The organism is Streptomyces sp. NPDC059166 (assembly GCF_042755185.1).
GTDB lineage: Bacteria > Actinomycetota > Actinomycetes > Streptomycetales > Streptomycetaceae > Streptomyces.
This window is the reverse complement of sequence record NZ_JBHZCI010000017.1, coordinates 81,436-107,279: the sequence shown is the minus strand read 5'-3', so window position 1 is coordinate 107,279 and position 25,844 is coordinate 81,436. Positions and strand designations below refer to the sequence as shown.

Here is a 25,844-nt window from a genome sequence, read left to right as displayed (position 1 = left end):
CTCCGTGGATGGTGGACGTGGCTCCCTGCCACTTATCCACATCGCGGGTCCGGCCGCACCCGGAGCGGGCCGGGCGGGCGACGGGCCCTGCCTTCGCCCTTCGGCCGGGGTGGCGCCGCGCTGCACCCTTCCTGCCGTCGCACCACGGGCGCCCCTGCCCCCGTCGCACCACGGGCGCCCCCCGCCGTGCATCACGGGCGCCCGCACGTCCTGCGTGACTCGGGCGCCCTACGTGGCCCGGGGCCGGACCGGCCGGTGTCAGCGGCTCGGTCCGGCCCCGGGCCACGTCAGTGGTCCGCCGCTCGGCGAGGTCCGACCTGGTCGGAGTGGGTACGTCCTAGCTGAACGGGTCCAAGGTGATGTACGCCTGCTGCGGGTTGCCGTCGTGGACCAGCGACTCGTGCGCGCCCACGTCGTCGAAGGCGAAGCCGTAGGCCTTGCCGTCGGCCATCTGGGCGTGGATCTTGGCGGAGTAGTGGTTGGTGACCGAGTCCTTGTAGAAGTTCGCGTTGTTCGCGTCAGGCTGGTTGGGGTTGCTCAGCAGCGTCGACCGGTTGTAGCCGGCGCACAGGGTACGGGAGATGGGCCCGCGGACCAGGTCGTTGGGTGCGTCGAGCAGCTTGTAGCAGCCGAAGACGCTGTCGGAGTCGGGCTTCTGGAAGCTGGTGACGACCGCGCCCGAACTGTTGGTGAAGTTCATGGTGTTGCCCTGTACGCGGCCGAAGTACTTCGTGTTCGGCTGGTCCTTGAACGGCTGGACGGTCAGGGTCTGCGAGGAGTACTTGCTCCATACCCGGTTGATGTAGTCGTTCATGACGGAGGCGGGCAGGGCACCGGCCTCGATGCCGTGTCCTGGCGCGAGGGCCCGCAGGATCGTGCCGTCGGAACGGGTTCTGATCAGCCCGCCCCAGCCGCCGGACTGGGCGCGCAGGGAGTCGAAGAACGCCTTGTAGCCGCCGGGCTTGAGATGGCCGGTGGTCAGGGTGGTGCCGTTCGGCCGCTTCACGCCGACCGCGTACGGCGCGGAGAACATGTCGACCTGCGTGCTGTTGATCCACAGCCCGGCGTCGTTGAGCGTGTATTCGGTCCAGTTGAAGAGGATGTTCGCGTTCGGGTCGCTCGGGTTCTGCACCGCGGGCTGCACCAGGCCGCCGGTGGTGAGCTTGAAGACCAGCTTCTGCCCGTAGGAGAAGTAGACCCTGCCGGAGAACTTCGGCATCCGGATGGTCTTCGACTGCCCGTTGGCCGGGCCGGCGATGGACGCGTCGGGAGCGGGCGTCGGCGGATTGCCGCCCGCGGGCCACGGATGGAAGGCGCCGCTGGCGTCGGCCCAGCCCTGCCGCCCGGACGAGAGCTCGGTGCCGATCACGTAGACGTGTACCTGCTCGCCGCGCCCGGAGTTGTTGGTCAGCGTGAGCGGGATGGTGGCGGGAACGGCCGCCGCCTCGGTGGCGGCGGTGACCTGGGTGACGACGAGGCCGCTGCCGGCCAGCGCGAGCGCCGCGAGGAGGGCGGCGGGCCTGAGGCGGGTGCGGCGGGCGCGGCGTGCGGGTGCGGCGGAAGATGCGTTGGCTGACAAGCTCTTCTCCTCATCGGGAAGGCCGTGCGGTGGGGGTGGTCGTGCGAGTGCCCCCGGATATGGCTTTGAGAGCGCTCTCAGGCGACTTTCTGGACCGTACCGATAGGTCAGGGGCACGTCAATGCTTTGGTCTGGACCTTCGTCGATGCGGCAAGCCGGCATCAGAACACCGGGAACTGTGTGGGAGCGCCGCCGTCGGTGGTGTACTGGCCCGACCGCGGCAGAGGCGGTCGGGCGGCGGATCCCGTGACACGGGTTCCGAACGCCCGGACGCTGCGTCCCACGGTGTTCGCGGTCCACCACACGAAGGCGGACGGGGCAGCGGTCCCGTCCGCCCCCGTGATCTTGTCGTACCCCTCGCTGCCTGCGGCGATCTGGTGGAAGCCCAGGGCGTACGAGACGGTCTTGGGGGCGTACGGGGCCTGTTCGACCTGGTCGGCGAAGCCCGCTGCCCAAGCCCCGACCAGCTTGTGCGGGGTCGGCCCCGTCAGGTGGCGGTGGGTCTTGCGGAGGCCGGTGTGACCTGAGACCGAGCGGGAGGGCCGCCCGGGAGGCTGTCCGGCGCTCCTCGGCTGATCCCCAGCTGGAGGCGCCCGGCGCTGATGGGGTCGACGGCCGCTGCCTCCTCTGCCGTGTGGGGTGGATTCTCGTACCGCATGTCGATCATGCTGGTGCCGATCTCGATGCGCCGGGTGTGCGCGGCGATGGCGACCGGCAGAGGAGCGGGGGAGGCGAGCTGACGTGCCCAGTGGTGCACCCGCAGGCAGGCCCCGTCGGTTCCCGGATCCTCGGCGGCCTGCGCCGGATCCAGAGTCCGCAGGTGGGAGTCGGCCGCAGTACGGGTTGCGGAGTACGGGACGTCCTGCCAGTACCCGAACGTGAGCAGCGCGATCTGTTTTCGCATGTCTGTCATCTCGAGCTCACTTGGATTCGAGCCGGCCCAGGGCGTGACCGTCCGCGAGAACCTTCTGGGCCTGTTCCCAGTCGGTGCCGTCGATGCCGGTGATGTGGCGCAGGTAGGCGAGGGTCACGTGCTGTATGAGCGCGACCCGCTCGGGATTCTCGTCGGTGGTCTCCGCCACCCGGTAGCCGGAGATGCCGCCGAGGAGGTGCTCGCCGCCGTGGACGGTGAGCAGGCTCTTGTCGCCGCGGCTGAGGGTGTAGGGGTCGGCTGTCCACTCCGGCCCGCGAGTGGAGAGCCCCATCTCGTCCTTGTCGCCGACAACGACGAGACCGGGGGCGGTGATGTGCGAGAAGTCCTGATCACGCAGCCAGGGAAGGTTCTCGTGGGCCCACGGGGTCAGTTCGTCGCCGCCCCTGCCGGCGGTGGCCAGCCGGATGCTGGCCATGACCCGGGCATCGGACAGGTCCTCGGCGACGCCGGTCTCCGGGTCCGTGACCCGCAGACCCACCAGGATCCCGGCGGTCTGGCCGCCGAAGGAGTGCCCGGCCGCGACGATGCGGCTGTGGTCGACACGGCCCTCGAGTCCTGGCACGCACGCTTCCAGCGTGGCGAGCTCGTCGAGGATGCGCCGCATGTCCTGGACGCGGTAGCGCCACAGGTGGGGCCGACGGGGGTCGTCGGCGGGCAGGCCGAGCCGATGGGCGTCCAGGTGAGTGGCCTGGACGACCATGAAACCGTGGGAGGCCCAGTGGTCGACCAGCGGTGCGTAGCCGTCCAGGTCCGATCCGAAGCCGTGGGCGAACAGCACGATCGGCAGGTTGGTTCCGGTGACCGGTGCGGTCACGTGTACGTGCAGGTCCTCGCCGCGCTGCGGTGCGCGCAGCACGATCGGCTTGACCGATACGGTCGCGGTGGCCGCAGGCCCGATGAGTCCGGTCGTCTGGCTGGTGTTCATGGAGTGAGTCCTCTTCTGGTGGGGTGTGCGACGTGTGCCCGGCACGTCCACGACTGCGGTCGGCATGCGGTGGCTGTGGAGGCCGCCGGCGGTGACGGTGATGTTCTCGTTCATGGAGTGCTCCACTTCGTTCAAGCCATCCACATTTGGGCTGTATCGGGGGGAAGTGCCCCGTCGTTGTGCATATCGAATACGCTAGGACTTGACGTTGACGTCAGGGGCAAGGCGTCATGAGGCAGATCACATGGATGGGAGTCGAGGATGCGTATCGGGGAGCTCGCCGACCGTGTCGGCGTCACCGCCCGCGCCCTGCGGTACTACGAGGAGCAGGGCCTGCTCGCCGCCGAGCGCAGCGACAGCGGCCAGCGCCACTACGCGGAAGCCGCGGTCGACAGGGTCCGCCTGATCCGGGAGCTGTATGCCGCCGGGCTGTCGAGCAAGACCATCGCCGAGCTCACGCCCTCCGTCATCGACGGCCAGGCCACACCCGAACTCCTTGCGCGCCTCGCCGCGGAACGTGATCGCCTCGACCAGCACATCGCGGACCTCGCACAGGCCCGCAACCGGCTCGACTCGGTCATCGTCGGTGCCTCCTCCAACATGCGCACCGGTGCTTCCTGCAGGCAGGGACCGGTCGCTTAGTACTCCAGCTCCGGATCGTGATCTTCATGATCTTCATGTCTGGGATGTGGCTTGTCGCCGGTACCGGGTGGCTTGTGCTCGTGCCTGGTGGCGGCGTCGCCAGGCGGACCAGCTGAGCCGGTGGACCGGGTTGTGATCGGGCCGGACGGCGACGGTGACGAACGGGCGGCTGGATCTCGCTGCAGGTCAGTGGGATCAGGCCGTCGGATGTGGAGCGGTGTGCGTGCTCGTCGGCGCGCACGACGGCGAGGAACGAGTGGGCGAGCACGGCGGGGGTGACCCAGCGAGTCCAGGAGGGGTAGCGGCGGACCTGGTGCTCATCCGGTCCGGCCGGCCCCTTCTCGCTCCGGAGTCCCTTCCACCCGCCATCTGGAACCTGCGACCCTGACCAGGGTGACCAGAAGTGCCGGTGTGGTGGAGTGACAACGGCAGTAGGCGGGTTCGCCGGTGGTGCGGTTGCGGCGGATCAGCAGCCGGTGGTGGGCGCCCTTCCATGACCCGAACCGCTCGGGCAGATCCATGCAGGGGGTCCCGGTGCGGTATCGGAACGCGATCGCGTCGGTCACCTGCCGGTGATCATGCCACCGCACACGCCGCTTCGGTGTCCGATCCGGCAGCAACGACTCGATGCGTGCCCACCGGGCATCGGGCAACGACACACCCAGACCGACGGTCTCAGAGGCCGAGCATCCTGGACGCGGAGTCGCAGAAGACGCGGACTCGCGCTGTTGCTGAGTCGGCGCGCCAGTACAGAGCCCATTCCAGCGGTGGTGCGTCACGCAGGGGGACGTAGGCGACGTCAGGGCGTGCGTAGTAGCGCCGTACTTGGGCGCCGACGACGAAGCAGCCTTCGCCGGATCCGATGCGCGTGAGCATTTCGTTGAAGGTCGCGGAGGCGTGGGTGTGTTCGACGGGGCGCCCGGCCGGGGTCGTGGAGGGCGTGCAGTCCCGCTGGAGGCTGTCCGGGACGCTGTCGGGCAGCCGCAGCAGCTTCACCCGTGCGAGGTCTTCGAGGCTCGCCGACTCGTGCCGTGTGAGTGGGTGTCCCGACGGAACGGCGAGCATACGGGCTTCACGTACGAGGGTCGGGCCGCTGGCGAGGCCCGGTTCGGCTGCGGAGTGGTGGACCAGTGCCATGTCGACCTCATGGTCGCGCAGCCACGGGAACACCTCGCCGATCTGGGCCTCGCGGAGCTGGACCTGGCAACCCGGCTCGCGGCCCCGGAACAATTCCGCGGCCCCGGCCAGGAGCTGGCCGCCGGCGGCGCCGACGAATGCGACGCGCAGCGTGCCGGTGAGCCCGCGTCCGGTCTCGATCGCCCGACCGAACGCGGCAGCGATCGACTCCCACGCCGGCCGGACCTCCTGCTCCAGTTGCCTGCCCACGGCCGTCAGCTCCACGCGCCGGCTGGTGCGGTTGAACAACGGTACGCCCACGCGGCGTTCCAGCTTGGCGATGGTCTGGCTGACACGTGTGGTGGACAGATGGAGGCGCTCAGCCGTCCGGCCGAAGTGCAGTTCCTGAGCCAGGGTCAGGAAAGCATCCAGTTCGTGTCGCTCCATCATCGCGCCCCCCTCATCGTGAACCCAGACTTCACGATCGTTGCACAGGCCGACGTTGATCGGACGGGTACCTCCCGCGAAGCTCGAAGCAGCTCGCAAGACCCGTCCGACGATGATGCTTGGAGTCACCGATGTATGTAACCGAGGAACACGCGCTTGCGCATCCTGCCGCCGACACCGCCAAGGTCGTCGCGGAGCTGCGTGACCGCGCCGAGATCCTTGATGCACTGTTCCGATTCGGCCTGGGGCAGGACCTCAAGGATCCACAGTTGCTCGCTTCCGCGTTCACTGCCGCCGCTGAGCTGGACTTCTCGCCGGCGGCGGCCAGATGGGGCGGGCGGCCGCCGGTCATGGCGGGGCGAAGCACGATCGTCACCACCATCCTCGGCCTGTCCGGCCGGGTGGACACCACCCACCAGGTCACCAATGCGCGCATCGTCGTCGACGGGGACACCGCGCGCCTGACTGCCTTGGTGGAGGCCCAGCATCTGCTCGTCGCCGACCGGGGAGTCTTCGCCCTGCTGAAGAACCCCTATGCCGTCGACCTGGTGCGCGACGGCGACCGCTGGCTGATCAACCGGATACGCATCGAAAATTCCTGGTTCACCGGTGACCCCGCCACGATCTTCGCCGGCTGACGCCGCTCCCTGTCTGATGCGAACAAGGAAGAGCCCGATGACGCGAACCTCTGCCCGGCATTCGAACGCCACCGACTCACAGCAGGAGGGAAACGCCATGACCGACAGTGCGGGCAAACCGCTGATCCGTGAGGCGACCGCAGCTGACTGGCCCGCGATGTGGGCGTTCATGCAGCCCATCATCCGGGCTGGGGAGACGTTCTCATGGGATCGCGGAACGACGCGGGACCAGGCTCGGCTGATGTGGTTCCCCGAGCCGCCCGGCCGCACTTTCGTCGCCGAAAGCAGCGACGGCAAGGTCCTCGGAACCGCCAACAGCGTCCGCAACCACCGCGGAGGCGCCGCACACATCGCCAGCGCCAGCTTCATGGTCGACCCGGCACACGCCGGACAAGGTGTGGGCAGGGCACTCGGCGCACACGTCATCACGCAGGCCCGCCAGGACGGGTTCCGCGCGCTGCAATTCAACGCCGTCGTGGAAACCAACCTGCCGGCGGTGCACCTCTGGCGCTCGCTCGGACTCAACGTGGTGGGCACTCTTCCCGAGGGCTTCCGCCACCCGGTGCACGGATACGTAGGTCTCCACATCATGCACCGTGCTCTCTGAGCGCTGCCCGTACCCGGCCGTCCCACAGATCCGTCCTGGCTCCCGCCGAACACAGCCCGAACGCCCCCTACCCGCAAGGGATTGACATGAGCAACGCCAAGGCCGAGAGGCACCCCGTACTGACTCGTCACGCGGAGGCCGAGACCTGCTCCGACCCCAGCAGCGTCATGACGCTGCTCGCCGACTCGGACAGCTTCACGAGCTACAGATCGACGTTCGCCGAGGGAGCCGTGGGGGCACCCGCGCACTTCCACACCCGGGCGAGCGAGCTGTTCTTCGTGATCAGCGGCGCCCTCCAGGTGCTGGTGGGTGAGGAGATCACTGTCCTCGAGGCAGGAGACTTCCTGGCCGTACCGCCCCACACCACCCATGCCTTCGCCGCCGCACCCGACCGCGAGGCGGACGTACTGTTCGTCTTCACACCCGGCATGGGCCGATTCGACTACCTTCGCCTGCTCGGCAGAGTGATGCGCGGCGAGGCTGACGCGAAGGAGATCAGCGCATCCGCGGAGCGGTACGACAACCACTACGTCGACAGCCCTGTGTGGCAAGCCGCCCTCAAGCTCCTGGCGTAGCAGCCGCCGCCATCCGGCCCGTGCGCACCCAGCCGGACCTACGAGTCGAGGAGGCTCTGGAGACGGGGGTTCGCAACGGCTGACGGAAGGGCCGTGACCGGGGGCATGGCGTAGAATCCGACACTTGCCCGCTATCGGACTTCCTCAACACCCGGGTGGCCAGACGTGGGTGAATCGCACCCGCTCCTGACTTTCTTCATGGACGCTGCCGACAACTGCTTCCCGCCGGTCGACGGCCGGGTGACGGTGCTGCCGCCCCTTCCTGGGGGTCTCGAATGCTCGGTCGCCTTCACCGGTCACGCCGTCGTCGCCACCGCCATGACCAACCAGGCCGTATACGCCCAGGGCCCAGATGGTTTCGGCGAGTCGTTGTCTGCGGACTTCCTGCGCCACCTCGCCGGGCCCAGGGGGTGGATCGGCGTCACCGACGCCACACTCACGGCCCGCGGCACCGGCGGCCTCCCGCGCCTGGCGAAGCTGACCGACGCAGACGACCATCCACGTGTCCGCCACGCCCGGTGGCTGCGGACAAACGTTCAGGCCTACGGTGACGAACGTGGCCTCATCACCCTGGCCGACGGCCTCGCCGGGCGGCGTGAGCTGAGTATCGAACTCCACCGCGCCCAGGACAGCGGCCGAGGGCACGGGCGGTCACTCCTCTCCGATGCCCTTTCACTGGTCCCGGAAGGCGAACCCGTCTTCGCCGCCGTCTCCCCGGGCAACGCCCGCTCCCTGCGCGCCTTCCTCACCTGTGGATTCACGCCCATCGGCAGCGAGGTACTGCTGCGTCCCGAGCGGACGTAACCGGCCGCGGCTGCGGGAACCGTACGGCAACCCCGTTACAGTGCGGAGGCTGCGCGCGACCTCCTCAAAGCCAACAGGTCCACAGGAATTGACAATTGCTCATGTGAAGACACCATCGTCCGCTACACGCCCGCTGCCTGACTGCGCGTCACCGACGAACGCCCGGCGGGGCACTCTGAATGGACGCAGGGCGTCGTTGCTGCGTCGCTTCCCTGACGGAAGCAGATGCCGGAGATTGATCCGTAACTGGCGCGCGGGCTGTCCGTTGAGCACGGGACGCACCAGCGCGATCATGAAAGGCGGGCATGCCGATGGCCACATGGCACTACTTCCTCGGACTCCTCACCGAGGCACTCGGCGCAGAGAACGTCCAAGGCGGAACCGGGAAGAACGACACCAAGGCGGTGGCGACCTTCGAGCAGACCCTCAAGCTCAAGGACGGGACCACGAAGAAGCGCCGCCAGAAGCTGCACTTCGAGTACGACGGCGAGGACGCGGGCTGGATCGCGGTCACCTCCCTGATCGGCCCGGTCGCCGAGGTGGACACCGACGCCTTCCTCGCCTACCTCGGCGAGGACTGGCGGCAGCCTGCCGCAGTCGTCGTCGACGGACAACTGGCGCTGCGCCACCACATCAGTCTGCCCGCGGCCGAGAAGGACAAGAGCTCCGAGGACATCAACCAGGAGGTGCTCGCCAGGGCGTTCGTCTCCTCCGTTGCCGTCGGCAGCGTCGCCGACTTCCTGGAGAAGCACTACGCGGACGAGGACGCGAGGTAGATCCGGGAGATCCCGGAGTAGCAGGAGCGGACCCGGCCCCTGTCTGCCGCCCCCGTCGACCCCGGCGGCGGCCCGGACACATCGGAGACCGGCGCCGGGTCGCCGCTCAATCCACACCAAGTACAAGGAGGACCACGTGGAAAAGCTGACCGAGGCCGAGGCCAAGGCACTGTTCGACGAAATCGACACGGACCGGAGCGGCGAGATCCGTCTGCGCGAGCTGCGAGACTACGGCCTGGCCCACGAGGGCACCCTCGGCGCGGCCACGCTCGCCGACTTCGTCCGGCAGGCAGACACCGACGGTGACAGGCGTATCACCTTCACCGAGTTCAAGAAGTATTTTGCCTGACCTTTCGGATGGTCGCTGGTCAGGGTTTTGACCAGCGACCATCCAGAACGGGCAGCTTGCTGAACTGTCCGGCGCCGTGGTGTCAGGTGGTGGCCCGGTCGATGTCGATGCCGAGGGCGGCGTGCTGCTCGCGCTGTTCGCAGGTCAGCTTGCCACGGCGGCTGCGGGTGTTGCTGCCCCAGGTGCCCAGCCGGACCGGCCCGTGAGGTCTCTGTTCAACAAGGGCTCGGGGGCGGTCAGGCTTCTGGTGCGGGCCCGGTACTGCTTCAGCGCGAGGCCTCGCGCTCGAACGCCCCGGCCGTGGCCGCCGGCTTCTTCGGTGCGGCGGGTAACGTCAGTGGCGGCGTCGTTGCGGGCATGGTTCAGCCGTCGACCTCGGTGCGGTCGGCGCCCCAGAGGGTGTGGAAGGTGCCGGTCCGGTCGGTGCGGTGGTAGGTGTGGGCGCCGAAGTAGTCGCGTTGGCCCTGGGTGAGGGCGGCGGGGAGGCGTTCGGCGCGCAGGGAGTCGTAGTAGGCGAGGGTGGCGGCGAAGCCGGGGGTCGGGACGCCGTGGGTGACGGCGGTGGTGATGACGGTGCGCCAGTCGTCCTGCGACGCGGCGATCTCGTCGGCGAAGCCCTTGTCGGCGAGCAGGCTGACGAGGCCGGGCTGGGCGTCGTAGGCCTGGGTGATGCGGTCGAGGAACGCGGCGCGGATGATGCATCCGCCGCGCCAGATCGCGGCGATCTTGCCGAGGTCGATGTCCCAGTCGTACTGGGTGCTGCCGGCGGCGATCTGGTGGAAGCCCTGGGTGTAGGAGACGATCTTGGAGGCGTAGAGGGCCTGCTCGACCCGGTCGGCGAACGCGGCGGCCTCGTCCTTGGACAGCCTCCGCGCGGACGGCCCGGCAAGGTGACGGGACGCCTCCCGCAGGTCCGCGTGGCCGGAGACCGCCCGCGCGAACACCGCCTCCGCGATTCCCGACACCGGCACCCCGAGGTCCAGCGCGATCTGCACGGTCCACCGCCCCGTGCCCTTCTGCTCGGCCTGGTCCAGGACCACGTCGACGAACGGCTCACCCGTCGTCGCGTCCGTGTGGGCGAGGACCTCCGCGGTGATCCCGATCAGGTAGGAGTCGAGGCGTCCGGTGTTCCATGTCCGGAAGATCTCCGCGATCTCGGCGGGGGAGTACCCCCCGACGTCCCTGAGCAGTTGGTACGCCTCGCCGATGAGCTGCATGTCGGCGTACTCGATCCCGTTATGTACCATTTTGACGTAATGGCCCGCCCCGTCCGGGCCGACGTGGGTGACGCAGGGGGCCCCGTCGCCGGCCTTCGCGGAGATCTTCTCGAGCATCGGGCCGAGCGCGTCGTAGGACTCGGGTGAGCCGCCGGGCATGATGCTGGGGCCGTTGAGGGCGCCCTCCTCGCCGCCGGAGATGCCGGTACCGACGAAGTGGATGCCCTGCTCGCGCAACTCGCGCTCCCGGCGGCGCGAGTCGGCGAAGTGTGCGTTGCCCCCGTCGATGATCATGTCGCCGGCTTCCAGGAGCGGCGCGAATTCCGCGATCACCGCGTCCGTGGGCTCGCCGGCCTTCACCATGACGACCAGGCGGCGTGGCCTTTCCAGCGCCGCCACGAAGTCCTCGGCGCTCTCGGTCGCGATGAACTCACCCTCGTCGCCGAAGTTCTCGACGAGTTCGCGGGTGCGGGCGGCCGTGCGGTTGTGCAGGGCGACGGTGTAGCCGTTGCGTGCGAAGTTACGGGCCAGGTTGCGCCCCATCACGGCGAGTCCTGTGACACCGATCTGCGCTGTGCTGCTCATCGTGACCTGCCTGCTTCCGGTCTCGTGGTGTGCGGGAGCCCGGCGTACCGCGGTATCGCCGCGCTCGAACAGGCCACCGAGCCTACGGCGTACGGCTGGGCGCGGCACCGGTGGCCGTCGAGGTGTCGCGGATAGCCCCCGGATGGTGGTCAGCGGCCGCGCCGCGGTGAGGCGGCCGGGCCGTCCACCGCGCCCGGCCGCGTCCCGGGCGCGGTGGGTCCGGGATCCGCCGGCCCGTTCGCGGGGTCACCGCGTCGGCTCTTTCGCCGCCAAGGGGGCGGCCGTCGCGTGGGCGCCGCCCACCGGCTCGCCCGGCACGGTGTCCGTGAGGAAGCCGCCCGACTGGTGGTGCCAGAGCTTGGCGTACGCGCCGCCCGTCTGCAGCAGTTCGTGGTGGGTGCCCTGCTCCGCGATGCGTCCGTGATCGAGCACGATCAGGTGGTCCATCGCCGCGACCGTACTCAGCCGGTGTGCGACGACCAGCGCGGTCCTGCCCTCCATCAGCTGCCAGAGAGCCTGCTGCACCAGGGTCTCGCTCTCGGAGTCCAGTGCGCTGGTCGCCTCGTCCAGCAGCAGGATCGGCGCGTCACGGAGGATCGCACGGGCGAGGGCGACACGTTGGCGCTGACCTCCCGAGAGCTTGACGCCGCGTTCGCCGACCATGGTGTCGAAACCGGCCGGGAGCTGATCGGCGAACTCCGACACGTGGGCCGCGTCGGCGGCCGCGCGGATCTCCTCGTCGGTGGCCTCCGGGCGGGCGAAGCGGATGTTCTCCCTCAGCGTGCGGTGGAACATGGCCGGTTCCTGAGGCACGTAGGAGATCAGGCTCCGCAGGTCGGACTGGCGCAACCGGCTGATGTCCTGACCACCGATCAGGATGCGGCCGGACCGGACGTCGGCCATCCGCAGCAGCAGTCGGGTGAGGGTGGTCTTGCCGCCCCCGGACCGGCCGACGAGACCGATGCGGGAACCACTGGGCACGGTCAGATCGAGGTCCTCGAAGATCGGTTCGCCACCGTCGTGGGCGAAGGTGACCCCGTCGAAACGGACGTCCGCGCCCTTCGGGGCGAGGGGCTCGGGAGTCACGGGGTCGAGGACGGTGGGGGAGTCGAGGAGCAGCTCGGTGAACTGCGCGGCCTCGGTCATCGAGCTTTCGAGACGGCGGTAGATCTGGTTGAACTCGAACATGATGCGGGTCGAGCCGGTGTAGTAGGTGAACGCCACCACGATCGCCTCCACTCCGCCGGCTCCGGCGCCGATCCCGACCGCGAGGAGCAGCCCGAGTCCGTTGGTCAGCACGGAGAGCGGTGCGACGAGGGTGTCGATACGGAGGTTGCCGTAGTCCCAGGAGCGAAGCGTCAGCCTCCGTGACTCCGCCACCCTGGCCCGGTGCTCGGCGGCCTCCCGCTCCTCCGCGGCGAAGGCGCGCACCGTGTCCATGTTCATCAGCGAGTCCGAGACATGGCCCGACACCCGGGCGATGGCTTCCTCCCGCTTGCTGACCAGCCTCTGCCGGCGCCGGATGAGCGGCGTGGCACACACGGCGGTCAGCGTGATCATCGTCAGCAGACCCGCCACCAGGAGCGGGTCGTAGCTCCAGAGGATCACCGTCCCGAACAGCAGCGGTGCCAGACTGCCGACGATGTTGAAGGTGAGGGTGTCGACGAACTCCTCGAAGCGTGAGGCGAAACTCAGCACCCGCTTGGTGAGCGAACCGGCGAAGTTGTCCTGGAAGAACGCGGCGTCCTTGGCGAACAGCGCGTCCATGCCGGTGATGTAGAGCTGTTCGATGCCCCGGGCGTCGACGCGGTTGAGGCAGTGGATGCCGAGCCGCCACATGGTCTCCGCGAGGAGCAGCACCCCGGCGAAGACTCCGACGTACGGGAGGGCCGTGCGGACGCCGACGCCCCCCTGCTCGGAGATCCGGCCCACGAGCTTCGCGACGACCAGTGGTGCGACGTACGTGATGCCGATGTTGCCCAGCGCGGGGAGTGCGAGAGCGAACACGGAGAGTCCACGCTGGCGCGACAACTCTCCCAGGTAGTGGCGGAGCGCGAGGCGGACCGGGCCTCTGCCCGGCCGGGTCCGTTGAGACTGCTGTGATGCCATGCCGACCTCACGTCGTTTCGCGGGCAGTTGTGCCGGGCCTCGGCATGGTGGGAGGCCAGGCGATTCCGGGCAGCGCCACACCGGGCGGACGCGCTCGTCACGCGTCCGCTGCAAGAGGTCCGGGAGACAGAAGTCTTCCGTGGCGGGCGTCCGTCGTCCAAGTGTTTTCGGGGGCACAGGCCGCCCGGGGGCGCGATTCGGCCGCTCCACAGCCCTCCTGGGACCATGCGCGCGCCAGGCGCACGGGCATGGGCCTGCCGGGATACGGAGGACGTCGGGCGCCGCCCCCATCGCGTACGTGACCATGCGTGACCGTGCGTGTACAGGCGGGGGGCGGGCAGGGGAACGGAGGGGAGCCAGGACGGCTGAGGAATCCGTCCAGGCAGTCCAGGCAGTTCAGGCAGTCCACGCGGGAACGCGCAGGAACGCGCGGGACCACGAGGGCGGTGCTGGGCGCGACGACCGCCCCGGCAGCGGGTCCGGGAAGCACACGCCGCAGGCGGATGTGCATCCTTTCTTGGGCAGTCGCGCGAATCGTGCAAGGTGGACCGGACGGCAGCGCGGAGAGGGAACGGTGATCACGTGCTTCGGAGGGAGTGAGCACCACTACAGGGAGGTGCGCGGGCGCTTCCTACCCGAAGAGATCTCTCTCCTCGGGGATCACGTGCATCGCGGACTCCTCGGCCGACGGTGCCGCGCCGTCCACGCCCACGTCCTGGGCCGTGAGCGTGGACGGGACGTGTCCGTCGCCCTCCTGGGTGAGCCTGCCGATACGGTCCGTCCACCCCTCCGTGCCGTCCACATCCGCTTCGCCCTCGCCGTCCGAATCCTCCGCCGGGCGATCGCGCAGGGGGTCGTCGTCCTCCGGGATCTCCCTGGTCAGACGGTGATCGAGGGACTCGCCCGCGTGCTGCTCGGAGGCTGTGGTGCCCTCGTCGTCGACACCCCACGGCCGGTCCGGCGGGGAGTAGCCCTCGTCCAGGACGTCATCGAGCCGGGAAGCGTCCAGGGTGTCCTCGAGATCCAGCAGGTCGGCGGGGTCGGAGGCCTCGGGCTCCTGCGGCTGATAGACGTCGTCCCCCTGTCCGCTGTCGGTCATGGCGTACCCCTTCCTGCGGGACCCCCTCCCTGCAATTCCACTCCGGTCCGGCGAGTGACGCAACGGAAGACGATTCCCGACGGAGTCGGCGCCGCCCGCAGCACGGACGAAAGCGATTGCCGGTGACTTCCCTTCGTAGCCACCCGGACACCTTGTGTGGGGGATCGGGCGGCCGGTACCTAGGCGGTGCTCAGGTCCGGGCAGGGTGCCGATGCCCCCGCCCGGACTGTGGCGCGTTCCGCGGGCGGGTTCCAGTCGCCGGCTGCGAGGGAGAGCCGGGCTCCCCCGACAGCCACCCGCGGCGCGAAGCCCGTATCCCTCCCCGGATCCTTCGGGATCTGTCACCGGTGCGTCGGACGGATGGGCTTGCCGTGCGACTGCGATCGCCATCGCCAGGTGCGTGGACCGGACGCGAACCGGTCAGGGATCTGCGGAAAAGGAGAGGTCCACCTCGCGAGGTGCTACCTATGATCGTCAAGGCGTGGGGCCATGAGGCGCCCCCGCGCCCACCCGGACCGGCTCACGCAAGCCGCTGACTCCTCATCGCGGTGTGCGACTCGGCAACCCCCTGGACAGGCGGCGGACTCGGCACGGGCGCGGACGTGACAGCCGGCCCGCCGGGGCCGGGGCGGAGGGCGTGAATGAGCGTGTTCACCACATCGGGCGGAACGGTAGCGGGGGAGCTGTCCTCCAGGGACCCCCGAGTGACCGTACTGCGAGGCATCCCCTACGCGGCACCGCCGTTCGGGACGAACAGGTTTCGGGCACCGCAGCCGGCGGAGCCCTGGGAGGGGGTCCGCAAGTGTGCGGCCTTCGGTCCGGTCGCTCCCCAGTCGGCGGAGCTGCCGGGTGCGCCCGCCTGGTCGCCGGGGGACGAGGACATCCTCAGCCTCAACATCTGGACGCCGGGGAGGAGAGGGGACGCCCTCCCCGTGCTCGTCTGGATCCACGGCGGCGCGTACGTCTTCGGTTCCTCCGCCCAGCCCGACTTCGACGGGACCGCCCTGGCGGGTCACGGCCTGGTGGTCGTCACGCTCAACTACCGCCTCGGATTCGAGGGGTTCGGCCATGTTCCGGCCATGGAGGGCGAGGAAGCATGTCCGGACAACAGGGGGCTGCTCGACCAGATCGCCGCCCTGCGATGGGTGCGGGACAACATCGCCGGCTTCGGGGGTGACCCCGATCGCGTCACGGTGTCGGGCCAGTCCTCGGGGGCGACATCGGTCGCCTGCCTGATGGTGATGGAGGGCGCGCGGGGGCTTTTCCGGCGCGCTGTCGCGCACAGCGCGGTGAACGCCTGCGCCTCCTTGGAGTCTGCGGCTCGTACCACGACTGAAGTGGCAGCCGAGGCGGACGTGCCGGCCACGCGTCGAGGACTCCTCTCGGCGTCCCCGAAGGTGCTGGTCGACGCCTCCGACCGGGTGGCCGAGACCTACCGCCGGGATCCGGGCTCCGGGCAACGCCACTACGACCCGGCGATCTACGGTCCCGTCGCCGGGGGAACCGGGCTGCCCCGGGACCCGTTGACGGCGTGCGGGACCGGTGTCGCTCGGGACATCGACCTGATGGTCTGTCATGCGGCGGACGAGTACTGGCTGCTGGACGCTGTGGGCAGCTGCGCGAGACTGACGACCGAACGGGAACTCGTCGTGTTCGCATCCGACCACCGGTTGCCGCCGTCCCTGCTTGACGACTACCGCGCGAGGATGCGCGACGCATCCGTCAACGAGATCTATCTGGCCGTGTACGGGGACATGTTGTTCGGCGAGTACAGCAGCAGACTTGCCGACGCCCACGCGGGCGCCGGCGGCCGGACGTACCTCTCCCGGTTCGTGCGGCGGCGAGGGGGCGGTGGGCAGCCCGTCAGGGCTTGGCACTGCGCGGACATCCCGTTCGCCTTCGGTGCCCTGGGCGACGAGAACGTGCACTTCCTCATCGGAGGCCCGCCGGGGGAGGCCGACCATGTCCTGGCAGGGCGAATGACGCGGGCCTGGGCCTCCTTCGCTGCCACCGGTGAGCCCGGCTGGTCGCCGGTCACGTCCCGCGGAGGCGAGACGGTGAGGATCTGGGACACCGAGGCCGGCGGTGACCGCCACCCGTGGGACGCCTTCCGCGCCCCTTGGCGGGCCGCGGGACTGCCACTTCTCACGCCCTGACCGAAGAGGGGCGCCGCAGAGGTTCGTGTCCGGCCGGACGCTTCTGCCTTCGAGGCGTCCGGCGCCGGCTCCGCGAAGAGGTGTCATTGGCATGGACCTGCCCATCGCGTTGCGCTACAGTCCGTAGCGGCTCATCTGAGAGCGCTCTCAGACGGCTCTCGGACGCTTCCTGTTCCACCCCCACGATGCTGGAACAACAGAAGGAGCACTCCCTTGAGACACAAGACCATGGTGCGGACCGGCCTGTCCGCACTGCTCGTCCTGGGCACCTGGGCTGCTTCCGGGGCGCTTCAGGCCTCCGCGGCGGACGCCCCCTCCGCCGCCGCGCCTCAGGCCTCCGCCGGAATTCTCACGGCGATGCAACGGGATCTCGGGCTGACGCCACGTCAGGCGGAGGCGCGGCTGACCGCCGAGAAGGCGGCCACGGCCCTGCAGGGCAAGGCGCGCGGTGCTGCCGGAGCCTCACTCGGCGGATCATGGTTCGACGCCGACAGCGGGCGGCTCGCGGTCGCCGTCACCGACGCCTCGAAGGCCGGTGCCGTCCGGGCGGCCGGCGCCGACGTCCATGTGGTCGACCACACCGAGCGGGAACTGGACGCCGCCAAACTGAGGCTGGACACCCTCTCCGCGCCCAGTGGGATCAGCAGTTGGCACGTCGATCCGCAGGCGAACACGGTCGTGGTGAACGTCGTGGCCTCCGAGCGGGGTGACAACGATGTCCGTACCTTCCTCGCCCAGGCTCGCAGGACCGGCGTCGTCACGGTGAAGGAGACCTCCGAAGCACCTCGGACCTTCGCCGCCGGAACGGTCGGCGGCGATCCGTACTACACCGGCAACGTCCGCTGCTCCATAGGCTTCTCGGTGCACGGCGGGTTCGTCACCGCCGGACACTGCGGGCAGGCCGGGGGAGCAGTCAGGGGCTGGGACGGTTCGGCCATCGGGTCCTTCCAGGGGTCGTCCTTCCCCGACAACGACTACGCCTGGGTAAGTGTGGGCAGCGGCTGGTGGACCGTCCCGGTCGTCCTCGGCTGGGGCACCGTCTCGGACCAGTTGGTCCGGGGCTCCAACGAGGCTCCGATCGGCGCATCGATCTGCCGCTCCGGCTCCACCACCCACTGGCACTGCGGCAACGTGCTAGCCAAGAACGAGACGGTGAACTACAGCCAGGGTGCCGTCCGTCAGATGACCAAGACCAGCGTGTGCGCCGAACCGGGCGATTCCGGTGGGTCGTTCATCAGCGGTGATCAGGCGCAGGGGGTGACCTCCGGCGGCTGGGGCAACTGCAGCAGCGGTGGTGAGACCTGGCACCAGCCCATCAACGAGATCCTCAACCGCTACGGGCTGACTCTCCACACGGCCTGATACCGGACCTGCGGGATCGCGCTGAACCCGCGGGGCGCATGCGGAGGTCCGCCGCGGCCGGGAGCGGGTGCCGGCCGCGGCGGACCTGCGAGCCGACGTCTCGCCCACGTGCCCCGAGCACCCTCCTCTGATCCGTCCGGGCGGGAAGGCTGCTCCCCGTCCGGACGGATGTGGCGGCGTCCGTCAGATCCCGTAGGGCGCCGCGTTCCGTGCGGTGCCGCGTCCCGTACGCGGCCGCTCGGCTGTGGCCGGCGGGCCGGCCGGGTCGGGCTCGGGATGATCATGGCCCCGTCCGGGCCCCCGGCCCGCAGCTCGGTGTCCTACGCGGAGGCTGGGCGGAATCGGTAGCGGCAGCGGCAGCGGCAGCACGGAGAGCGCGACGGATGCCTCGAGCGCGGCGGCGTACCGGTCGCCGAGCGCGGCGGCCGCTCACGGTGCGTATCGCGGACGGCGCTCACCTCAGTCTCCGGCGCCCCCGCCCCGTGGCCCCTGGGGTCGAACGGCGGCCCCGTCCAACGGCCCCTGGGGTCGAACGGCGCCCCGTCCAACGGTGCCCGGGGTCGAACGGCGCCCCGCCCAGCCGGGCCCCGCCCAGCGGAACCCGGGCTGAACGGTGCTTCGCCCGGACGGCGACGAGGGCCGAGTGAGGTTCTCGTTCCCTCCCGACGTGCTACGAAGATGATGCGCGCAGTCCGACCCGGCGAAGACCTGAGTGCATGGCGTCCAGGCCGTCCTTCGACAGTGAAGTCGGACCGGTTGTCATCGAATGTAGGACCGCGAGCCTGGGGCATCTGGCAGGCATGAGGCTTTGGTGGGTGTGGGTGGGAGTGCCGGTCGTCCTGGGAATGGCGGCGGGTGCCGGTACGACCCTGCTGATCGACAGGGATTGGGGCGGTGAGCTGATGGCTCGCTGCGTGATGTTCTCGGTCGTCTACGCGGCTATCAGGCCGGCGATGCTTCTGCGCCGTTCCGCGCGAGGGGAGGGACGGACACCGCCAGGGGGCGACGACGAGACCTCGCACGACCGGGGAAGGTAGCTTCCGGGTGGCGGCGGCGATCCATCTTCCGTGGCAGACGGTCCAGGTCCGCTGTCACCGGACACAGGCGGTCCGCCTGCGGCGGCGGCACATGGGCGGCGATGACGGTGTCACGCACGGTGGTGATGCCGAAGCGGCCGAGGTTGACGCGGTCGACCGAAGGGGCCGCGCCGGAGTCCTCGGTGTGGCCCGCGGATGCACTTCCCTGTCCAGGGAGGGTTGTTCACCCAGTCTTGACATGTCCAAAGCGGCGGCGCAACACTGACCCCACTCGGGAGAGCGCTCTCCCGCGTTCCGCACGACGCACCATCCAGCTCCACTCTCCCCCCACCGCGTACCCGATGTGCGCGGACGCAGAGCGGCATGGAGGTCCGCACATGGCCGAAAGAACGAGCAGAACCACCCTGGTGTCCGCCCTGGTCGTAGCCACCGCGCTTGCCCTCGTGGTCATGGGGTTCGCCGCGATCACCCGCGCCGGGGAGCCGGTCGCGGCACAGGCCCCGAGGGTCGCCGCGGGCGAGCCCGCCGCGGCTTCGCACGTCATGGACGCGCAGCAGGCGCAAGGGCACGCCATGGCCGCGGCGGCCCCCGTCCCCTCGGGTGACGATCCCGATGGTGACGGCTACATTCCGGCGAACCCGCCGGTCACCGGGGTGGTGCCTTCCGCCGAGATCCCGCCCCACCGGTACTTCCACGAGTTCCAGGCGAACTGCTCGGTCGACCACACCGGTTCGGTCGACCCGATCGTCTATCCCGGCCAGGCCGGCAAGTCCCACAACCACACGTTCATGGGCAACGACACCACGGACGAGAACAGCACCACCGCCTCCCTGGGCGCCGGCGGAACCGCGTGCAAGGCGCCCGGCGACCTTTCCGCGTACTGGATGCCGACGCTCTACAAAGGGAACCAGGAGATCCGCCCCGTCGGCCCGCAGACCATCTACTACAAGGCCGGTGTCACGGACTACCGCACCGTGCTTCCGTTCCCCAAGGGGCTGCGCTTCGTCGTGGGCAGTCCGACGCAGACGGCCGAGGAGTTCCGTGACCACCCCGGCATGGTCGAGGGATACGAGTGCGGTGAGAGCTACCACAACTACGAGTTCCCGGCGACCTGTCCCACCAGTCAGGACACGCAGCTCAACCTTCGTATGCAGGCCCCCAGTTGCTGGGACGGTCAGCATCTCGACACTCCGGACCACAAGGCCCACATGGCGTATCCGGTCGTGATGGGCGCCAACCAGGACGTCTGCCCGGCCAGTCACCCCGTCGCACTGCCGATGATCGAGTTCAAGATGGCCTGGCCGGTCAACGGCGACATGTCTCAGGTGAGGCTGGCCAGCGGCACCGGTCACTCCTTCCACTACGACTTCTTCAACGCCTGGGACGACGCCACGCTGGACGCCATGGTCGACCACTGCATCGTGGGCGGTCTCCAGTGCGACGCACGGGGCTACGACCAGAACAACCCCGGAGAGGGTGCCGCTCTGGACGAGAACTACGAACTGCCCTGACCGTCCGCGTCTCTCCCTCATGGGCGTAACGCGCCCATGAGGGAGAGCGCTCTCCCATCGGAGCGCGCTCCCCCTCGGCGCTCTCCCGTCAACGGATCCCCCCACGAGGAGCTTTCTGTCCCATGAAACCGCCACAGAGTAACCACGCGGCCCGAGGCCGCGGCCGCAACACCGCACGCCTCGCCGTCGCCGCGCTCGTCCTCAGCGGAGCCGCCGTCCTGCCCGCTCCCGCCGCGCAGGCCGCGGGGAGCGTGGTCAAGGTCGAGGGTTCACAGGGTGCCTGGAGACTGACCGTGGACGGTTCGCCGTACACGGTGAAGGGCCTGACCTGGGGGCCCGCCGTCGCCGACGCCGAGAAGTACATGCCCGACGTCCGCTCCATGGGGGTCAACACCATCCGGACCTGGGGCACCGACGCGACCACCCGGCCTCTCCTCGACAGCGCGGCCGCACACGGCATCAAGGTCGTCGCCGGATTCTGGCTCCAGCCCGGCGGTGGCCCCGGAAGCGGCGGCTGTGTCAACTACCTCACGGACACCGACTACAAGAACAACATGCTCGCCGAATTCCCCAAGTGGGTGGAGGCGTACAAGGACCACCCCGGTGTCCTCATGTGGAACGTGGGCAACGAGTCGGTGCTCGGCCTGCAGAACTGCTACAGCGGTGACGCCCTGGAGCAGCAGCGCGACGCCTACACCACGTTCGTCAACGACATCACGAAGAAGATCCACGCGATCGACCCCGACCACCCGGTCACCTCGACCGACGCCTGGACCGGTGCCTGGCCCTACTACAAGAAGAACGCACCCGACCTCGACCTGTACGCCGTGAACTCCTACGGCGCGGTCTGTGACATCCGCAGGACCTGGGAGGAGGGAGGGTTCGACAAGCCCTACATCGTCACCGAGGGCGGCCCCGCGGGTGAATGGGAGGTCCCGGACGACGCCAACGGCGTACCGGACGAGCCGACCGACGTCGCGAAGGCGGAGGGCTACCGACAGGCGTGGCAGTGCGTCACGGGCCACACGGGGGTGGCGCTCGGAGCGACCCTCTTCCACTACGGCACCGAGTACGACTTCGGCGGAGTCTGGTTCAACCTGCTCCCCGCAGGCCAGAAGCGGCTCTCTTACTGATGGTTTCAGAATGAGGCTCGAATGACGCGACCACCCCAGAGCGTCCTCGCAGATCATGCAACACTCGACACGTGACAACGCCCGAAGAACCGCCCAAAGGAAGCCTGCCCAGCGGCGGTTCGTATGCCTGTCCCTGCTGCAAGCTCTTGACGCTGGAAACCCGCGGACAATTCCAGATCTGTGACGAGTGCAGCTGGGAAGACGATGGCCAGGACGACCCGAACGCCGACGAGGTCTGGGGCGGCCCCAACGGGGCGGATAGCCTGACCGACGCACGTCGTCGCTACGCGCAGTACGTCGCCACAACGAGGGCAACAGATCCGGGATCGGCAGCCAACGGCGGCCCAGGCAGGTGGCGATCACGCCCGAAACGTCGTCGCTGCTGACTGATCGTCTCAGGATGATGTGCGGAGTCGTCGGAGGCAGATGATGCTGCAGGCGAGTTCCAGGAGGCCCTGGTGGAGGTCGGCGCGGCGTTCGTAGCGGATCCGCAGTCGTTTGAACTGATGGAGCCAGGCGAAGGTGCGCTCGACGACCCAGCGGGTCTTGCCCAAGCCGGAGCCGTGAGCGACGCCGCGCCGTGCGATGAGGGGCTTGATCCCGCGCTGCCACAGCAGCCGGCGGTACTTGTCGTAGTCGTAGCCGCGGTCAGCGAAGAGTCGCTTGGGTTTGTTGCGCGGACGTCCCCGCAGTCCCCGTATTCGGGGGATCGCGTCCAGCAGCGGGATCAGCTGCGTGACGTCATGCCGGTTCCCGCCGGTCACGGACACGGCCAACGGGGTTCCGCGGCGGTCGACGATCAGGTGGTGTTTGGAGCCGGGGCGAGCTCGATCGACCGGCGAAGGCCCGACGTGATCCCCCTTTGAGGGCCCTGACATGGGAGCCGTCGATCGCGCAGTCGTCCATCTCGAGCAAACCTGCCTTGCGTAGTTCGGCAAGGAGCTCCGCGTGCAGGCGGGGCCAGACTCCGGCTTCGGTCCAGTCCCGCAGACGGCGCCAGGCGGTCACGCCGGAGCAGCCCACCACACCGGCAGGGACGTCCCGCCAGGCCACCCCCTTGCGCAGCACGTAGACAATGCCCGCCAGCGCAATACGGTCAGGCACCCGAAGTCGGCCTGGGTTCCTATGCCTTCGCACGGGCTGAGGCGGCAGCAGCGGGGCTATGCGCTCCCACAGGTCATCAGGGACAAGATCATCAGACACCCCGCAGACCCTGCCCACGAAGATCACAGACTGCCAGCCGACACGCCGATCTCATTCTGAAACGATCAGTTACTACGCGGTGAAGAAGGCGTACGGAGCCGGCACGTCGGGCGACAACACGCCCCCGGTCATCACCGGCATGGCCGTGGACAACGCCTCCGCCGTCCAGGCGGGCAAGCCCTTCACCCTGAAGGCATCGGTCTCCGACCCGGACGGTGACCCGATCACCCACCAGGTGCTGCTCGGCAGCAAGTACGTGGACGACAGCGGGCAACTCGCCGACGTGCCCTTCACCGACAAGGGCGACGGCACCTTCGAGCTCACGGCGCCCGACCGTCTCGGCGTCTGGAAGGTCTACCTCAAGTCCTCGGACGGCAGGGGCAACGTCGGCATCGAGACGAAGTCCTTCCGGGTCGTGCCGCCCGAGGCCACCGGAACGAATGTCGCGGCGGGACGGCCCGCCACCGCGTCCACCTCCCAGCCGGGAGGTACCGGCTGCCCCTGCCCCGCCGGCAACGCCGTCGACGGGTCCTTCGACACCCGGTGGGCCAGCGACTGGGCCGACAAGCAGTGGATCCAGGTGGACCTCGGCAGCAGGACCGCGTTCGACCATGTGCAACTCGCCTGGGAGACCGCCTACGCCAAGGGATACACCCTGCAGACGTCCGACGACGGACAGAACTGGACGACCGTCCACACCGTCACGGACGGCAACGGCGGAATCGACGCCATCGACGTCCGGGCAGAGGCCCGGTACGTACGCGTCGACGCCACCGTACGCGGCACTCCCTGGGGCTACTCCCTGTACGAATTCGGCGTCTACCGGAACTGACGGCCCACCGGACCGGCCGCACCGTCCCTGTCCCCGCCGTCGGTGCGGCAGCTGAGTCCGCGGCGGGCCACCGGAATCCCGATGGCCCGCCGCGGACGCACGCTCGCCTCCAGGCAGCGCAACGGGGCCGACGTTCGGGCCCCCGGCGCTCATCGCGCTGCGGGCACCACCTCGCCGTCCCGCAGTTCGGCCCTCAGCCGGAACGGGGCGTCCCGCGGCGCGCGGACGGCCAGCACCGGCCGTTCCGCGCTCCCGCGCACTGCGCCCGTCACCTCGATCCGCCCCACGGCGCGGCTGCCCGCCGCGACCACGTACCAGGAGCCGTTCGGCGCCCTCCAGCGGGTCCCGGCGACGATGTGCTGCCCGAACCGGCTGCACAGGGCGGTGTCCCGGATCTCCGAAACCACGTGCGCCCGCCCGGGACGAGCGGTCTCGGGAGGCAGGAACTGCACCACGACCCGACCCTGCCCCTGCCAGGTGTCCGCCCGCGTGCACATCCAGTCCGCCGGGGGGCCGCCGCCCGGCAGCGGCTGCCGCGCGAACTGCCAGTTGTTGACACCCCGCACCCCGGACTGCCGTAGCCCTTCGAGTGAACAGGCGGTCCGGGCCCAGCCGGCCAGGGCTTCCGTACTCGTCGCCTCACGGGGCTGCCTGGCCGGAGCACCTGAGCCGGGCGCCGGGGTGTGGGTGAGGTGTACGGGGGACAGGTCGCCCAGATCGGTGACGAGGAACGCGTGCTTCTCGACGATCCGTTGGGACGAGCGCAGCTGCACGGCCGGCCAGGTCAGGCAACCGCCTTCCGCTGGACGGGGGACCGGTGCGGTGACGCCGTCGGGAGCCACCTCCAGGGGTCGTGCCGGTACCCCGGGAGCCAGGAGGTCACGGGTCGCCGACCCGGCGACCCACGGGGCCAGCAGGTACCGCACGGACGTGCTCGTACGCTCGACGGCGAGGGCCGCGGCCGTGGTGACGTCGGCATCGTCCACCCGTGCGAACTCCAGCGAGGGGGCGCCCTTCCCGGACAACGGCTCGGAGTACCGGACCACGCGCACCCCTCCGTCGTGGAACAGCACCACCGCCTCGTCCGCCACATCCCCCGCGTACAGCAGCCGGGGCGGCTGCGCGGGTGCAGCCCGGGACGTCCCTGGCGCGGAGCCGACCTCGGAGCCGGGCGGAGGGGCTGACCAGTCGGCGAGTGCCCGCTCCAGCAGCGAGACGTCCTCGGTGCGCCCACCGCGCGGCGGCCAGGCGGTGAAGTCCACGCGGGAGGTGTCGGCCCACTGCCCGGGCGGCGTCCTGAGCAGAGCCGTGGCATCCAGCGCGCCGCCCGCCACTGTCGCGGGTGCGGCGGCGGGCCGGGCGCCGCCCGCTTCGGTGACCGCAGGGAGGACGAGCGCACCGGCGACCGACACGAGTACCAGCGCGGCCGCACACGCCCGGACCCGGTTCCGGCGCCGGAGCAGATCGGTGGGCCGGGTCTGCACGGTGCAGGGGTCGAACTCGTCCGACCGCAGCATCCGTGCGGCCCGGGCGTGGTCGTCTCCGGCCATGCCCTCCGCCGTGCTCACGGCCCCGACGGGGTCCGGCGCGCCCGCCTCCGCGAGCAGCGCCCCGGCGCTGTCGGCGGAGAGGTCCTCCAGCAGCCTCGCGCCCAGGGCGGCCCGGACCGACGCGGGTACAGCCGCCAGGGTGCGGTCCAGGGCGAGCTCGTCCATCCCGCCCGCCCGCGGGAAGAGCCGCAGCCCCCGCACCACCGGAACGGAGGGGCGCAGTGCCGCCGGAGCGGGCAGACGGCCCGGCCACCACCGCGGCCGGTGCCCGTGGGCCAGAGCGTCGCGTACGACCCGCAGGCGCACGGCGGCATAGGCGGTCGTCCCCGGTGCGCCGTCAGCCGTTCCGCCGGGCGGCACCCCCGGACCGGCCGGCGATCCACCGGCCCGCGGGGCCGGGACCGTCTGCGCGCCGCGTGCCGCCGGGGGGCGGGAACCGGCGCGCAGAGCACGCTGCACCACCGCGTGCGCGGCGAGCACCCGGCGGTGCCGGCCGAGCTCGGGCGGCAGGATCAGATACGCCAGCCGCACGAGGCGTGGGTAGTGCTCGACGAGGGCCGCCTCGGTCTCCTTCACACCGAGGCGTGTGCCATGGCCGAGGACGCGAAGCGGCGGGGGATGGAGCGGCATGGGTGGTGCCTTCCGGGCCGTGGGGCAG

Annotated in this window: 21 protein-coding genes and 4 pseudogenes; 14 read left to right on the top strand and 11 right to left on the bottom strand. The window is 69.9% G+C overall.

Annotation, left to right across the window (positions count from 1 at the left end):
• Positions 1 to 337: 337 nt before the first annotated feature.
• From ACFXOA_RS15480 to ACFXOA_RS15470, 3 genes are all read right to left on the bottom strand, one after another.
• Positions 338 to 1,579 (bottom strand): glycoside hydrolase family 64 protein, encoded by a 1,242-nt coding sequence (locus ACFXOA_RS15480; RefSeq protein WP_385027428.1) that lies wholly within the window; start codon positions 1,577 to 1,579, stop codon positions 338 to 340.
• A gap of 487 nt (positions 1,580 to 2,066) precedes the next feature.
• The gene (locus tag ACFXOA_RS15475; RefSeq protein WP_385027425.1) at positions 2,067 to 2,492 is read right to left on the bottom strand and encodes an LLM class flavin-dependent oxidoreductase; all 426 of its coding nucleotides are present in this window, start codon (positions 2,490 to 2,492) and stop codon (positions 2,067 to 2,069) included.
• A gap of 7 nt (positions 2,493 to 2,499) precedes the next feature.
• Complete coding sequence (locus ACFXOA_RS15470) at positions 2,500 to 3,438, bottom strand: alpha/beta hydrolase family protein (RefSeq protein WP_385027516.1); 939 nt, start codon at positions 3,436 to 3,438, stop codon at positions 2,500 to 2,502.
• Between the two features lie 261 nt (positions 3,439 to 3,699).
• Between ACFXOA_RS15470 and ACFXOA_RS15465 the strand changes: the two genes are divergently transcribed.
• On the top strand, positions 3,700 to 4,080 hold the full coding sequence (locus tag ACFXOA_RS15465) for a MerR family transcriptional regulator (RefSeq protein ID WP_385027423.1): 381 nt from the start codon (positions 3,700 to 3,702) through the stop codon (positions 4,078 to 4,080).
• A 33-nt stretch (positions 4,081 to 4,113) separates the two neighbouring features.
• On the opposite strand, the pseudogene ACFXOA_RS15460 reads toward ACFXOA_RS15465, so the two are convergent.
• The 3 genes and pseudogenes from ACFXOA_RS15460 to ACFXOA_RS15450 form a co-directional block, all read right to left on the bottom strand.
• Positions 4,114 to 4,556, bottom strand: a pseudogene (locus ACFXOA_RS15460) (IS701 family transposase); the annotation flags it as partial.
• 54 nt (positions 4,557 to 4,610) lie between these two features.
• A pseudogene (locus tag ACFXOA_RS15455) lies at positions 4,611 to 4,739 on the bottom strand (transposase); the annotation flags it as partial.
• 16 nt (positions 4,740 to 4,755) lie between these two features.
• On the bottom strand, positions 4,756 to 5,646 hold the full coding sequence (locus ACFXOA_RS15450) for a LysR family transcriptional regulator (protein ID WP_385027420.1): 891 nt from the start codon (positions 5,644 to 5,646) through the stop codon (positions 4,756 to 4,758).
• A gap of 128 nt (positions 5,647 to 5,774) precedes the next feature.
• Between ACFXOA_RS15450 and ACFXOA_RS15445 the strand changes: the two genes are divergently transcribed.
• The 6 genes from ACFXOA_RS15445 (at position 5,775) to ACFXOA_RS15420 (ending at position 9,392) form a co-directional block, all read left to right on the top strand.
• Positions 5,775 to 6,281 (top strand): nuclear transport factor 2 family protein, encoded by a 507-nt coding sequence (locus ACFXOA_RS15445; protein ID WP_385027417.1) that lies wholly within the window; start codon positions 5,775 to 5,777, stop codon positions 6,279 to 6,281.
• A gap of 97 nt (positions 6,282 to 6,378) precedes the next feature.
• Positions 6,379 to 6,888: a GNAT family N-acetyltransferase gene (locus tag ACFXOA_RS15440; protein WP_385027414.1), complete on the top strand. Its 510-nt coding sequence runs from the start codon at positions 6,379 to 6,381 to the stop codon at positions 6,886 to 6,888.
• 86 nt (positions 6,889 to 6,974) lie between these two features.
• Positions 6,975 to 7,463, top strand: a complete 489-nt coding sequence (locus ACFXOA_RS15435; protein WP_385027411.1) for a cupin domain-containing protein — start codon at positions 6,975 to 6,977, stop codon at positions 7,461 to 7,463.
• Positions 7,464 to 7,661: 198 nt separating this feature from the next.
• The gene (locus tag ACFXOA_RS15430) at positions 7,662 to 8,267 is read left to right on the top strand and encodes a hypothetical protein (RefSeq protein ID WP_385027408.1); all 606 of its coding nucleotides are present in this window, start codon (positions 7,662 to 7,664) and stop codon (positions 8,265 to 8,267) included.
• A 305-nt stretch (positions 8,268 to 8,572) separates the two neighbouring features.
• Positions 8,573 to 9,043, top strand: coding sequence for a hypothetical protein (locus ACFXOA_RS15425; protein ID WP_385027405.1), 471 nt, complete (start codon positions 8,573 to 8,575; stop codon positions 9,041 to 9,043).
• Positions 9,044 to 9,179: 136 nt separating this feature from the next.
• Complete coding sequence (locus tag ACFXOA_RS15420; protein ID WP_385027402.1) at positions 9,180 to 9,392, top strand: EF-hand domain-containing protein; 213 nt, start codon at positions 9,180 to 9,182, stop codon at positions 9,390 to 9,392.
• 362 nt (positions 9,393 to 9,754) lie between these two features.
• Here ACFXOA_RS15420 and gndA read toward each other — a convergent pair whose 3' ends face one another.
• The 3 genes from gndA to ACFXOA_RS15405 form a co-directional block, all read right to left on the bottom strand.
• On the bottom strand, positions 9,755 to 11,194 hold the full coding sequence (gene gndA, locus ACFXOA_RS15415; RefSeq protein ID WP_385027399.1) for an NADP-dependent phosphogluconate dehydrogenase: 1,440 nt from the start codon (positions 11,192 to 11,194) through the stop codon (positions 9,755 to 9,757).
• A gap of 246 nt (positions 11,195 to 11,440) precedes the next feature.
• On the bottom strand, positions 11,441 to 13,303 hold the full coding sequence (locus ACFXOA_RS15410) for an ABC transporter ATP-binding protein (protein WP_385027396.1): 1,863 nt from the start codon (positions 13,301 to 13,303) through the stop codon (positions 11,441 to 11,443).
• A gap of 631 nt (positions 13,304 to 13,934) precedes the next feature.
• Positions 13,935 to 14,402: a DUF5709 domain-containing protein gene (locus tag ACFXOA_RS15405; RefSeq protein WP_385027393.1), complete on the bottom strand. Its 468-nt coding sequence runs from the start codon at positions 14,400 to 14,402 to the stop codon at positions 13,935 to 13,937.
• Positions 14,403 to 15,043: 641 nt separating this feature from the next.
• Between ACFXOA_RS15405 and ACFXOA_RS15400 the strand changes: the two genes are divergently transcribed.
• The 6 genes and pseudogenes from ACFXOA_RS15400 (at position 15,044) to ACFXOA_RS15375 (ending at position 21,987) form a co-directional block, all read left to right on the top strand.
• The gene (locus ACFXOA_RS15400) at positions 15,044 to 16,558 is read left to right on the top strand and encodes a carboxylesterase/lipase family protein (RefSeq protein WP_385027390.1); all 1,515 of its coding nucleotides are present in this window, start codon (positions 15,044 to 15,046) and stop codon (positions 16,556 to 16,558) included.
• 228 nt (positions 16,559 to 16,786) lie between these two features.
• Positions 16,787 to 17,920 (top strand): alpha-lytic protease prodomain-containing protein, encoded by a 1,134-nt coding sequence (locus tag ACFXOA_RS15395; RefSeq protein ID WP_385027513.1) that lies wholly within the window; start codon positions 16,787 to 16,789, stop codon positions 17,918 to 17,920.
• A gap of 800 nt (positions 17,921 to 18,720) precedes the next feature.
• Positions 18,721 to 18,957, top strand: coding sequence for a hypothetical protein (locus tag ACFXOA_RS15390; RefSeq protein ID WP_385027387.1), 237 nt, complete (start codon positions 18,721 to 18,723; stop codon positions 18,955 to 18,957).
• Positions 18,958 to 19,334: 377 nt separating this feature from the next.
• Positions 19,335 to 20,468, top strand: a complete 1,134-nt coding sequence (locus ACFXOA_RS15385; protein ID WP_385027384.1) for a DUF1996 domain-containing protein — start codon at positions 19,335 to 19,337, stop codon at positions 20,466 to 20,468.
• A 122-nt stretch (positions 20,469 to 20,590) separates the two neighbouring features.
• Positions 20,591 to 21,598, top strand: a pseudogene (locus ACFXOA_RS15380) (glycoside hydrolase family 2 TIM barrel-domain containing protein); the annotation flags it as partial.
• A 74-nt stretch (positions 21,599 to 21,672) separates the two neighbouring features.
• Positions 21,673 to 21,987 (top strand): CPCC family cysteine-rich protein, encoded by a 315-nt coding sequence (locus ACFXOA_RS15375; protein WP_385027381.1) that lies wholly within the window; start codon positions 21,673 to 21,675, stop codon positions 21,985 to 21,987.
• Between the two features lie 9 nt (positions 21,988 to 21,996).
• On the opposite strand, the gene ACFXOA_RS15370 is transcribed toward ACFXOA_RS15375, so the two are convergent.
• Positions 21,997 to 22,804, bottom strand: a protein-coding gene (locus ACFXOA_RS15370) for an IS5 family transposase (RefSeq protein ID WP_385027378.1) whose coding sequence is annotated in 2 segments (ribosomal slippage) — positions 21,997 to 22,462 and positions 22,461 to 22,804 — 810 coding nt in all. Because the reading frame shifts where the segments join, the coding sequence is not laid out codon by codon here.
• A 64-nt stretch (positions 22,805 to 22,868) separates the two neighbouring features.
• On the opposite strand from ACFXOA_RS15370, the pseudogene ACFXOA_RS15365 reads away from it, so the two are divergent.
• A pseudogene (locus ACFXOA_RS15365) lies at positions 22,869 to 23,636 on the top strand (discoidin domain-containing protein); the annotation flags it as partial.
• A gap of 149 nt (positions 23,637 to 23,785) precedes the next feature.
• Here the strand turns inward: ACFXOA_RS15365 and ACFXOA_RS15360 are convergent.
• Positions 23,786 to 25,816 carry a hypothetical protein gene (locus ACFXOA_RS15360; RefSeq protein WP_385027375.1) on the bottom strand — a complete coding sequence of 677 codons (2,031 nt, stop codon included), beginning with the start codon at positions 25,814 to 25,816 and terminating at the stop codon, positions 23,786 to 23,788.
• Positions 25,817 to 25,844 lie beyond the last annotated feature (28 nt).

Coding starts and splice junctions, on each gene's coding strand:
- ACFXOA_RS15475 (WP_385027425.1), bottom strand. CDS start 2,492: ATGACAGACATGCGAAAACAGATCGCGCTGCTCACGTTCGGGTACTGG.
- ACFXOA_RS15470 (WP_385027516.1), bottom strand. CDS start 3,438: ATGAACACCAGCCAGACGACCGGACTCATCGGGCCTGCGGCCACCGCG.
- ACFXOA_RS15465 (WP_385027423.1), top strand. CDS start 3,700: ATGCGTATCGGGGAGCTCGCCGACCGTGTCGGCGTCACCGCCCGCGCC.
- ACFXOA_RS15450 (WP_385027420.1), bottom strand. CDS start 5,646: ATGATGGAGCGACACGAACTGGATGCTTTCCTGACCCTGGCTCAGGAA.
- ACFXOA_RS15445 (WP_385027417.1), top strand. CDS start 5,775: ATGTATGTAACCGAGGAACACGCGCTTGCGCATCCTGCCGCCGACACC.
- ACFXOA_RS15440 (WP_385027414.1), top strand. CDS start 6,379: ATGACCGACAGTGCGGGCAAACCGCTGATCCGTGAGGCGACCGCAGCT.
- ACFXOA_RS15435 (WP_385027411.1), top strand. CDS start 6,975: ATGAGCAACGCCAAGGCCGAGAGGCACCCCGTACTGACTCGTCACGCG.
- ACFXOA_RS15430 (WP_385027408.1), top strand. CDS start 7,662: ATGGACGCTGCCGACAACTGCTTCCCGCCGGTCGACGGCCGGGTGACG.
- ACFXOA_RS15425 (WP_385027405.1), top strand. CDS start 8,573: ATGCCGATGGCCACATGGCACTACTTCCTCGGACTCCTCACCGAGGCA.
- gndA (WP_385027399.1), bottom strand. CDS start 11,194: ATGAGCAGCACAGCGCAGATCGGTGTCACAGGACTCGCCGTGATGGGG.
- ACFXOA_RS15410 (WP_385027396.1), bottom strand. CDS start 13,303: ATGGCATCACAGCAGTCTCAACGGACCCGGCCGGGCAGAGGCCCGGTC.
- ACFXOA_RS15405 (WP_385027393.1), bottom strand. CDS start 14,402: ATGACCGACAGCGGACAGGGGGACGACGTCTATCAGCCGCAGGAGCCC.
- ACFXOA_RS15400 (WP_385027390.1), top strand. CDS start 15,044: ATGAGCGTGTTCACCACATCGGGCGGAACGGTAGCGGGGGAGCTGTCC.
- ACFXOA_RS15395 (WP_385027513.1), top strand. CDS start 16,787: ATGGTGCGGACCGGCCTGTCCGCACTGCTCGTCCTGGGCACCTGGGCT.
- ACFXOA_RS15390 (WP_385027387.1), top strand. CDS start 18,721: ATGAGGCTTTGGTGGGTGTGGGTGGGAGTGCCGGTCGTCCTGGGAATG.
- ACFXOA_RS15385 (WP_385027384.1), top strand. CDS start 19,335: ATGGCCGAAAGAACGAGCAGAACCACCCTGGTGTCCGCCCTGGTCGTA.
- ACFXOA_RS15360 (WP_385027375.1), bottom strand. CDS start 25,816: ATGCCGCTCCATCCCCCGCCGCTTCGCGTCCTCGGCCATGGCACACGC.